The organism is Thermostichus sp. MS-CIW-23, assembly GCF_054059455.1.
Genome location: NZ_JBSSCC010000063.1, coordinates 1 through 10,131, shown reverse-complemented (window position 1 = coordinate 10,131; position 10,131 = coordinate 1). Strand labels below are relative to the sequence as shown.

The 10,131-nt window shown below is 59.3% G+C and carries 10 protein-coding genes; 6 read left to right on the top strand and 4 right to left on the bottom strand.

Translation table 11 applies throughout. The features are described 5' to 3' along the window. Positions 1-180 precede the first annotated feature (180 nt). The gene (locus ACVW0B_RS13790; RefSeq protein ID WP_457491946.1) at positions 181-729 is read right to left on the bottom strand and encodes a hypothetical protein; all 549 of its coding nucleotides are present in this window, start codon (positions 727-729) and stop codon (positions 181-183) included. Positions 730-905: 176 nt separating this feature from the next. Beyond that, on the bottom strand, positions 906-1,805 hold the full coding sequence (gene rsmH / locus ACVW0B_RS13785) for a 16S rRNA (cytosine(1402)-N(4))-methyltransferase RsmH (protein WP_414330253.1): 900 nt from the start codon (positions 1,803-1,805) through the stop codon (positions 906-908). Between the two features lie 247 nt (positions 1,806-2,052). Between rsmH and aroA the strand changes: the two genes are divergently transcribed. Both aroA and ACVW0B_RS13775 read left to right on the top strand, forming a co-directional pair. Next, complete coding sequence (gene aroA, locus ACVW0B_RS13780; RefSeq protein WP_457491948.1) at positions 2,053-3,387, top strand: 3-phosphoshikimate 1-carboxyvinyltransferase; 1,335 nt, start codon at positions 2,053-2,055, stop codon at positions 3,385-3,387. Further along, positions 3,384-3,773 (top strand): TIGR03792 family protein, encoded by a 390-nt coding sequence (locus ACVW0B_RS13775; protein ID WP_457491945.1) that lies wholly within the window; start codon positions 3,384-3,386, stop codon positions 3,771-3,773. The genes aroA and ACVW0B_RS13775 overlap by 4 nt, the downstream gene beginning before the upstream one ends. On the opposite strand, the gene ACVW0B_RS13770 is transcribed toward ACVW0B_RS13775, so the two are convergent. Further along, the gene (locus tag ACVW0B_RS13770) at positions 3,770-4,546 is read right to left on the bottom strand and encodes a DUF502 domain-containing protein (protein ID WP_238376947.1); all 777 of its coding nucleotides are present in this window, start codon (positions 4,544-4,546) and stop codon (positions 3,770-3,772) included. The genes ACVW0B_RS13775 and ACVW0B_RS13770 overlap by 4 nt on opposite strands. Before the next feature lie 294 nt (positions 4,547-4,840). On the opposite strand from ACVW0B_RS13770, the gene ACVW0B_RS13765 reads away from it, so the two are divergent. The 3 genes from ACVW0B_RS13765 (at position 4,841) to ACVW0B_RS13755 (ending at position 8,101) form a co-directional block, all read left to right on the top strand. After that, positions 4,841-5,308 carry an SRPBCC family protein gene (locus tag ACVW0B_RS13765; RefSeq protein WP_414329520.1) on the top strand — a complete coding sequence of 156 codons (468 nt, stop codon included), beginning with the start codon at positions 4,841-4,843 and terminating at the stop codon, positions 5,306-5,308. A gap of 77 nt (positions 5,309-5,385) precedes the next feature. Then, positions 5,386-5,889, top strand: coding sequence for a GNAT family N-acetyltransferase (locus ACVW0B_RS13760; protein WP_414329522.1), 504 nt, complete (start codon positions 5,386-5,388; stop codon positions 5,887-5,889). Between the two features lie 106 nt (positions 5,890-5,995). Then, positions 5,996-8,101 carry a thioredoxin domain-containing protein gene (locus tag ACVW0B_RS13755; protein WP_457491944.1) on the top strand — a complete coding sequence of 702 codons (2,106 nt, stop codon included), beginning with the start codon at positions 5,996-5,998 and terminating at the stop codon, positions 8,099-8,101. Between the two features lie 47 nt (positions 8,102-8,148). Here ACVW0B_RS13755 and ACVW0B_RS13750 read toward each other — a convergent pair whose 3' ends face one another. Further along, on the bottom strand, positions 8,149-8,583 hold the full coding sequence (locus ACVW0B_RS13750) for a Fur family transcriptional regulator (protein WP_414351968.1): 435 nt from the start codon (positions 8,581-8,583) through the stop codon (positions 8,149-8,151). Between the two features lie 219 nt (positions 8,584-8,802). Here ACVW0B_RS13750 and ACVW0B_RS13745 point away from each other — a divergent pair, with 219 nt between their 5' ends. Next, entirely contained in the window at positions 8,803-9,996 is a 1,194-nt protein-coding gene (locus ACVW0B_RS13745; RefSeq protein WP_457491947.1) for a metallophosphoesterase family protein, read from the top strand. The last annotated feature ends 135 nt before the right edge of the window (positions 9,997-10,131 follow it).

Below are 10,131 nucleotides of genomic sequence, written 5' to 3'. Positions count from 1 at the left end.
CGGGATACCGCCATTCTGTTTGGAAACAAACAGAATGCTATCGCTGCATAGTTGAACAGTGATGTTCAGCAGTGTTCAGCGTAAATGTATCAGATACGCTGAGACTTCACAAGACCCACAGCTTTTGGGAAAGCAAGATGGGGACGCTGGCCTAGCCGTCATGGGCGGGATCCGTATGAATTAGTACCCAACCGGATAGAAAAGAGGGGTTTTTTCGGTCGCGTGAGCGGCGCGGAGCGCTCTTTCTGGCAAAGCCGTTGCCTGGTGGGCTGGATCCGGCTCAACTTGGCTGGGAGAGGCAATTGGCACCTCGATCATCCGATCCGGTACCAGCGGCACCATTTCGGAGCGGTCGGCGATTTCCCGGAGAGAATTGGCAATGGATTCTTGAGTCAGCAGAAACTGTCGTTCGTTGCGCTGCATCTGCTGCCACACCTGGTAACGCTGGCTCCACCGGCTTTGGGTATGCACAGTCCAACTGTAAAGGCTCAACACTGAAACGCCGGAGAGGATAGCCATCCCTGTGGAGATTTGCTTCCACCAGGCTAGGTGTTCTGCCCAAGCAAGATGCTGGCTGCGAGGATGGGCTGATTTCAACTTCAAATTCAAAGGTTGGGTGCGGCTGGCCTGAACTGTACCGGAGAGGGGTCGGCTCAGAGCAGAAGGCTGTCTGTGGCGACGAGGGCTTTTGGGACGATCAAGACCTGCGTTCAAAGGCTGGCTAACCATAGGGCTTAACCTCACACACACCAAGGGATCCGACGGTGCAGGACTGCCGGTTCCGCTTCACCCTAGTTCCCCGCATCCCCCAACAGCAACCCCCTTCTCCCGATTCCCGGCCTCAGCAGGACAGCTGTCCGCTTCACGGTAGCCGATCTCTTGAGAGCGGGAGAACCAACCTAAACCTACATCTGACTGCTGCGGGCAGCCACTCGCAGTTTGGCAGAGCGGGCCCGTGGATTGCGTTGCCGTTCCAGTTCGGAAGGGGACAAGGGCTTGGGGGTGAGCACCTGCCAACGGGGATCCCTGCGGAAGGCCCATTTCACCAAGCGATCTTCAAGGCTATGGAAGCTGATCACGGCCAACCTGCCGCCGGGTTTCAACCAAGTGGGGGCTTGGGCCAGCAAGGTTTCTAAAGCCTCCAGTTCTCGGTTCACGGCAATGCGCAACGCCTGAAAGACCCGAGTGGCCGGGTGAATGCGGCCTCGCCGAGCTGCCGGAGGTACCGCCTGCCAAACCACCTGGGCTAACTGAGTGGTTGTGGCGAGGGGACGAGCCTGCTCGATGTGATGGGCGATGCGGCGGGCAAATCGCTCTTCGCCGTAACGGGTGAAAATCTCGATCAACTCTTCGACCGGGCGATGATTAACCCAATCGGCAGCGGTTTCCTGAGCGGTACTGGGATCCATGCGCATATCCAGCGGCCCCTCTCCGCGAAAGCTAAATCCCCGCTCAGGGCAGTCCAGTTGCGGCGAACTCACCCCCAAGTCGGCCACGATGCCATCGAAGGGGATCCCCTGCCCCTGCTCATCCCGAAAGCCGTGCTGCTGCAGATCGAAATCGGCAAAATTGAGGTGCCACAGTTGGATGCGGCTGCCGGGGATCCCTTCTGCTGCAAAACGCGCTTGCGCCGCCTGTAGAGCCGCCGGATCCCGATCCAACCCCACCACTCGGGCAGCTCCCCCCCGCAGCAGCGCCAAGCTGTGCCCACCCCCTCCCAACGTCACATCCAAAAAAATACCGCCCCCCTGGGGTTGCAGGTAGGCCATCACCTCCTCGGTCAAAACGGAATCGTGTTGATACACCTTGCCAAGCACGGTCTGCGGGGGTTCTATTTCTGCTGCTACAAAGTTCAGTATCTGCAAAAAAAAGGCCGAGGCCAGGCCCCGACCGAGGAATCCATGTTGTTTAAGGTGATCCTCTGAGAAAAGAGGGGTGGCCGTCAAAAGACAGGCTGTCTTGGGATCCCCGGCAAAATCTCTGGGGCGCGAGTCCCGCTCTGAGTATGATGAGACTGCTCCCGCTTTTGCCAAGTCTGCCGTCAGGGTTGCTGTGTTGACTCACTCTTCTGCTACTGATATCTTGACCCTCTCGCCGGCCAAGGGCCTGCGCGGCCAAGTGAGCATCCCCGGCGACAAATCCATTTCCCACCGCGCCCTGATGCTGGGATCCCTGGCCGAAGGAGAAACCACCATCCAAGGGCTGTTGCTGGGAGAGGATCCCCGCAGTACGGCAGCCTGTTTTCGGGCGCTGGGGGCAGATATTTCGGAGCTCAACAGCGAGTGTGTTCGCATTCGGGGGGTTGGCCTGGGCCAGCTGCAAGAACCGGCGGACGTGTTGGATGCAGGTAACTCCGGCACCACCTTGCGCCTGATGCTGGGGATCCTGGCTGGCCAGGCCGGGCGCTTTTTTGCCGTCACCGGCGATCGATCCCTGCGCTCGCGGCCCATGGGGCGGGTGGTAGAACCGCTGCGGCAGATGGGGGCCAGCATTTGGGGACGGGCCGGTGGGACGTTGGCACCTTTGGCCGTACAAGGGGGATCCCTCAAGGGCATTCACTACCGCTCCCCGGTGGCTTCAGCGCAGGTAAAATCCTGCCTCTTGCTGGCGGGTCTGCTGGCGGAAGGCACCACCCAAGTCACCGAGCCGGCTCTCTCTCGGGACCACTCGGAACGGATGTTGCGGGCCTTCGGAGCCGACATTCAGGTGGATCCGGAAACAAAAACCGTGGCCGTGGTGGGGGGATCCCGCCTGGTGGGCCAAAAAGTTCAGGTGCCGGGAGATATCAGCTCGGCAGCCTTTTGGCTGGTGGCCGCCTCCATTGTGCCCGAGAGCGAATTGCTGCTAAGGGATGTGGGCCTCAACCCCACCCGTACCGGTGCGCTGCAGGTGTTGCAGGAGATGGGGGCCGATATTCAAATTGAAAACTGCCGGGAAATGGCCGGCGAGCCCCTGGGAGATCTGCGGGTGCGTTCGGCCCGCTTGCGCGGCTGCACCATCGCCGGCGATCTCATCCCCACCCTGATCGACGAGATCCCGGTTTTGACGGTGGCGGCGGCCTTTGCCGAAGGGATCACGGTGATTCGCGATGCCGCAGAGCTGCGGGTCAAAGAAAGCGACCGTCTGGCTGCCATAGCCCAAGAGCTGAGCCGTATGGGAGCCCAGGTCACTGAATATCCTGATGGCCTGGAAATCAAGGGAGGGATCCCTCTTCACGGGGCCGAGGTCGACAGCCACGAGGATCACCGCATCGCCATGAGCCTGATGGTGGCAGCTCTAGGAGCGCAGGGATCCACCCTCCTCAGGGGAGCCGACTGTGCCCGCATCTCCTACCCCGACTTCATTCCCACCCTGCAACGATTGACTGCTTCCCCCCTGGAGTCTTGAGAGGGCCCATCTTTAACTTTGCCGCCTCTGCTCCTATGTCGACCTGCCCCAGCCCGCCCGGCCCTATCGTCATCGAACATCTCTGCTTCCGGGTTCCTCCCGGTGGGGTAGCAGCCTTTCTTGAGCAAGACGAGCGGGTTTGGGGATCCGCCCTGCGCCGGCATCCGGGTTTTCTGGGCAAAGAAGTTTGGCTGGATCAAGAGGATCCCGAACTTGTCCACCTCATCCTCCGCTGGGCCAGCCGTGCTGACTGGAAGGCCTTTCCCTCCGAGCAAGTGGAGGCATTGGATCGGCAAATGCGGCCTTTTTATGTGCGCTTGGAACAGGCCAAAGAATACCAGCTCTGGCAGCCCGGCCCTTCTGCAGGGACAGGAAAGCAGGATTAAGGGATCCCTTCAGTCTCAAAACCTACCTCAGAGCCCACCGAGTCAGCCCTGGGGGATCCTGCCACCCGCTCCTGCTCCACCAGCTCCCGCAAACTGGGCATGGTCACGGCCAAAGCTCCTTCTCGCCGCTGCAGCCCCGCTTCAAAACTCTCAGGGGTGACAATGCCGCCGGAAATGAGCATCTTAAAAGCATCTTCCACCGGCATGAACACTTCCACCACCTGGTCTTCCGGCACAATGGCGTACCAGCCCGTCGTTGGGTTGGGGGTGGTGGGCACAAACAGGCCAAGGGAGCGCTGCGGCCCATCGGGCCGAATGGGAGTTTGAATGGTGCCCGTCACAAAGGCCAGCGCCCAAGCTCCTGGTCGGGGATATTCCACCAGCACCACCCGCCGAAAGCGCTGATTGTTGGGGGCAAACAAAACACTGACCAATTGCTTCAAGGTCTTGTACACCAGCCCCGCCACCGGAATCGCATGGAGCAACTGTTCGCTGAGATTGAGCAGCCACTGGCCGACAATGTTGCGGGCCATGAAGCCAATCAACAGGATGAGCACAATCGGCGTCAACAGGCCCACCGCCAGATCGATGAGGTTGATCAAGATCGGGTGCAAACCCTGGATGGGATTGAACTGCTTCGGAATGCTGGTCAGAAAGCCAATGCTCCAGGTGGCCACCTCCACCGTCAGCCAAATGGTAGTTGCCAGAGGGATCACCACCAGCAACCCCGCCACGAAGTAGTTCTTCAGATGCTGTTTCCATTGAGAAACCATGGTGAGGTCGTTCCGTCAAGTCAACCGAGTGGATGCACCGAACCTTTGCAAGTGGAGCTTGCAGATGGCAATCATGATACCTGCCTTCTGCGTTGCCCTCATGGGGGGCAGCCGCAACTTGCTCGAAAAAGAAACCGGGCTGCCAAAAAGCGCAGAGCCCCAAACTTTCATCAGGCCGATAATGCTATCTTAGGTCGATATAAAATTTTGTAAAGGCAGGGATCCCGTTCCGAGGCGTTGTGGTCAAGCCCCTGGATGGTTCGCGTTTCTGCCGGGTGTTGCGTGGGAGGCCCTATGTCAGAGTCGGATTGGCTAGAGCATACCTGTCAGGTGGAGGTACCTGTTCCCATTGAGCAGGTATGGGATTTGTGGGCCAACCTCACCCTCATGCCCCGTTGGATGAAGTGGATCCGCTCGGTGGAATTGCTGGATCAGGAGCTGTCCCGGTGGACACTGGATACCCGCGGCCTCACCTTCAGTTGGATCTCCCGCACCCACACGGTGGTGAAACACCAACACATCGGCTGGAGTTCGGTGGAGGGGCTGCCCAATCGGGGCGCGCTGCGCTTTTACGACCGCAAAGGCAGTACCATTGTGAAGCTGTCGGTGGCCTACAAGCTCCCGGGGATCCTCGGCAAAATCTTGGATGGCCTGTTTGTGGGCAAAGTGGTGGAGAGCACCATCCAGGCGGATCTGGAGCGCTTCAAAGCCTATGCCCTAGAGCAGGCGGGGCCAGCCGCCGACAATGCCTCGGCCAGCTAGTCTCCGTTCGTCAGGCCCAAGTGTTTCGCTGAACTCCCCCTTCCTTGCCAACCCTCACTGCTGCAAAGGTCTTCTTCATGCCCGATCCCTCTCCTGAGCCTGTCATTGCCCTCTCTCGTCAGCCGGTGGACAACCGCAACATTCGCTTCTCTCTGGAGCGGGGCGAGCTGGATCTGGATCAACTTCTCCTGCTGTTGAACCGCAATGCCTTTTGGGCGCAGAATCGCCAGCGGCAGGAGATGGAGCGGGCCGTTGCTCACAGCCATCCGGTGGTCAGCGCCTGGGATGGGGAGCGCCTGATTGGCTTTGGCCGCGCCACTTCCGATGGGGTTTACCGAGCCGTCCTCTGGGATATCGTGGTTGATCACGATTACCGACGTCAGGGCATTGGCCGCAAGTTGGTGGAAACCCTGATCAGCCATCCCCACCTGCAGTCGGTGGAGCGCATCTACCTGTTCACAACCCATCAGCGTGGCTTTTACGAGCGAATCGGCTTTGTGGAAAATCCCAGCACCACCTTGGTTTTACACGGGCGCCCTCTGGAGTTTTTAGTCCCGGCTGCCGAGCAGGAGCAGGCTTGACCGACAGGGATCCTGGGTGAGTGTATCTTGAACAACAGTGGGTTGGCTCTGCCTTGGGAGGAGGACGCGCTAGCCTGAAAAGCAAAAAGGGTGAGAGGGTGTACTCATGGCCAATCGCCTCGCCACAAGTTCCAGCCTTTATTTGCGCAAGCACGCCGAGAACCCGGTGGACTGGTGGCCTTGGATCCCCGAGGCTCTGGAGAAAGCGCGGGCCGAGGATAGGCCGATTTTTCTGTCCATCGGCTATTCCAGTTGCCACTGGTGTACGGTCATGGAGGGCGAGGCTTTTTCCAACCCGGAGATCGCCGCTTTCCTCAATGCCCATTTTTTGCCCATCAAGGTGGATCGCGAGGAGCGGCCGGATCTCGACAGCATCTACATGCAGGCGTTGCAGCTTATGAGCGGGCAGGGGGGGTGGCCCCTCAATGTTTTCCTCACGCCCGATGACCTGGTGCCCTTTTACGCCGGCACCTATTTTCCCGTAGAGCCCCGCTTTGGCCGCCCGGGGTTTCTGGCCTTGCTGCAGCGCATCCTGCAGTTTTACCGGCAGGAAAAGGAAAAAATAGAGGAGATGAAAGGCCAGATTTTGACGGCTCTGACCACCCTCAGCGACTTAGTGCCGGAAGACCACATTCCCGCCGACCTGCTGCGCTCTGGGATCCCCAAGATCCAGCCTTTGCTCTCCAATGCCGGGGCGGTGCAGCAATTTCCCATGATGCCCTACGCTCAGTTGGTATTGCGTTCGGCCCGCTTCGACCCACCGGAAGGGATCCCCGGCTCGCAGAGCGCTCTGGAACGGGCCAAAGAGCGAGGCATGGCCTTGGTGCTGGGAGGGATCTTCGACCATGTGGCCGGAGGATTTCACCGCTACACCGTGGATCCCACCTGGACGGTGCCCCACTTTGAAAAGATGCTCTACGACAACGGGCAGATCCTGGAGTTTCTCTCCGATCTGTGGGCGCACGGTATCCAAGATCCGGCCATCGAGCGGGCGGTGCGGCTGACGGTGGAGTGGGTGGCGCGAGAGATGACCGCCCCTGCCGGATACTTCTACGCCGCTCAAGATGCCGACAGCTTTGCCCGGGCAGAGGATCGAGAGCCGGAAGAGGGAGAGTTCTACGTCTGGCGCTGGCAGGAGCTGCAGGATCTCTTGGGGGAAGAAACCTTCCGCGCCTTGCAGCAGGCGTTTGACCTATCGCCGGGGGGCAACTTCCCCGATCGGCCCGGCTGCATCGTCTTGCAGCGCCAACAGGGAGGAGCGTTGCCGCCAGAAGTTGAAGCCGCCTTGACCACCCATCTGTTTCAGGCACGCTATGGCTCTGCGGATCGACGAGTTCCCTTCCCTCCGGCAGTGGATGCCCAATCGGCCCGTCTGCAATCCTGGCCGGGGCGAATCCCACCCGTCACCGACACCAAGATGATCGTCTCTTGGAACGCCTTGATGATCTCCGGCCTGGCGCGGGCCTATCAAGTGTTCGGCAACGCAGACTATCTGCAATTCGCTCTGCGGGCTGCCCAATTCATCCTCAGCCAGCAGCGCCACCCTGAGACCGGATCCCTGTTGCGCCTGAACTACGATGGCACAGCTCAGGTGCCCGCCAAATCGGAAGATTACGCCCTGCTGATCAAGGCCCTGTTGGACTTGCAGCAAGCCTGCCTGCCCCTGGTGGGGGATCCCACCCCTCAAGACTGGTTACAGGCTGCCCTCCAGCTCCAGCAGGAGATGGATACGCAACTGTGGGATCCGGTTAGAGGAGGATACTTTGTCAGCGATGCCCAGAGCGCCCCTGAACTGTTGGTGCGAGAGAAGGAGTTTCAAGACAACGCTACCCCTGCAGCCAATGGGGTGGCCATTGCCAACCTGGTGCGCCTGGCCGCCCTCACCGGAGATCTGGACTACCTGGAACGAGCAGAACAGGCCCTGAAAACCTTTGCCCACACCATGAGCACCCAGCCGCGCACCTGCCCCAGCCTTTTTGTCGGGCTGGATTGGTACAGCAATTGGGTGAAAGTTACCCTGGAGGCCGATGCTATGCCCGCCTTTCAGCAACGATCTTGGCCCACCACCGTCTTTGCTCTCCCCACCGAGACCGAACCTCTGCCGGAAGGAGCTTTAGGGCTGGTGTGCTGGGGCAACAAATGCCTGGCCCCTGCCAGTTCTCTCGAGCAAATCCAGTCCCAAATCACCAAAGGCCAAAACCGGGCTTACTGACCTTTGCCCAATTTTTTCCCAGGACAGCAGGGATCCCTTTGCAAAGGTTACGGCTGGGACTGCGCAGGCTTTTCCACCCCGAAAAACTCGATGCGGTAGCTCTGGATGCGGGTGCCCGTTTGTTGCTCCACCTGGGCCAGCAGTTCAGGCGGCAGCTCCACATCCACATCCAAAATGCGGTTGCTATCCAAGCAGTTGACATGGCTGTGGGGATGGGTGCGGTTGCCGTAGCGACGCCCATCGGCACGATCCAAGCACTCGACAATGTTGTGGCTGGCCAAAGCTTCCAGGTTTTGATAAACGGACGTGTGGCCAATCGGTTTGCCCTGCTGATTTAGGCGATCGTAAATCTCGCGGGCGGAGAGGTGCTCGCCACACTGCCACAACAGTTCCAGGATGTAACGGCGCTGTCGGCTCAAACGCAGATTGCACTCCCGGCACCGCTCCAAAGCAGCTTCCAAAGAATCCAAGGGGCGAGGCATGGAAAACCTCAAGTCATACCGAGTCTGAGATAGGTAGTTGCTCATCTCTACCAAGGTAGCATTTGTGCGTCAACAGTTGTTCAAAAAACACCCCGAACTCTACAAGAGCTGCCGCGCATAGCCATCTTCGAGCCGAGTCCAGGCCGTGCGCAGATGGAAGAGCCCAACATCAGCCTTTTGATTTTCTACAATACCGCTGGAGTGTTGGGGGCAAAGATCATGCAGCGGCGCAAGGTAATTCTGGGTTTGTTGGGGTTGGCCAGCAGCAGTGGATTGGCAGGAGCCTATTGGGCCAGTCGGCAGCAGCCCTCTCATCTAGCCCCAGGGATGGGATCCCCTAGAGCCGCTCTCCCCTCTCCTACCCCCCAGCCCACCCCCACCGTCGTCCCCCATCCAGATGCCCCCCATGGCCTCTATATCCCCCCCCGCCGAGATCTGCGCCTCTTGGTCATCAGTGACATGAACGGCATCTACGGCTCGGTGGAATACGACCCAGAGGTGGATCGGGGCATCGGCCTCATCCCCTATCTTCAGCCGGATATTGTTTTGGGAGGAGGAGATATGGTGGCCGGTCAGGATCCCCGCCTGTCGGAGGAGCGCATTCGCGCCATGTGGGCAGCCTTCGACCGGCATGTGGCTGGCCCAATCCGTGCGGCCAAACTTCCCTACGGCTTTACCTTGGGCAATCACGATGCTTCCTGTGCCCGCACCACGCGGGGCGGCTTTCTCTTTCAAAAAGAACGGGATCTGGCCCGCGAGTTTTGGAACGATCCGGCCCACGACCCAGGTTTGAACTTTGTGGATCGGGGGGACTTTCCCTTCTACTACACCTTTGAAAAAGACGATGTGTTTTACCTGGCCTGGGATGCCACCTGCAACTACATCCCACCGGAACAAATGGCTTGGGCGGAAGCGGCTCTGGCCAGCGAACGGGCTCAGAAGGCCAAGTTGCGCATCGTCATCGGCCACCTACCCCTCTATGCCATTACCGTTGGGCGCGACGATCCGGGAGAAGTATTGCTGGATGCCGATGCCAAGCGAGCCCTGCTGGAGAAGTACCGCGTCCACACCTACATCAGCGGCCACCATCACGGCTACTACCCCGGCCACAAAGGGCAACTGCAACTGCTTCATTGCGGCATTCTCGGCTCCGGCCCTCGTCCTCTCCTGGGCAGCCCTCTGCCCCCACGCAAGACCCTCACTCTTATTGACGTGGATTTCGAGACCCCAGATGTTACCTATTACACCACTTATCACATGCGGGATCTGAGCGTGATCGACCAAGCAGAGCTGCCCCGCTTCATCACTGGGCACAATGGCTTGGTGCTGCGCCGCGACGTCAATTGGGACAACCTCACCCCCCAAGAAATCGCCACCTGCCAAGCTCGTATTGGATCCCTGTGTCGGGATTAACGTCTCCGTCTTGGCAAAAGATTGATGAGCCGTTTGTAGATGCTGATACATTTACGCTGAACACTGCTGAACATCACTGTTCAACTATGCAGCGATAGCATTCTGTTTGTTTCCATTCGCGTTAGCGGGACGGAG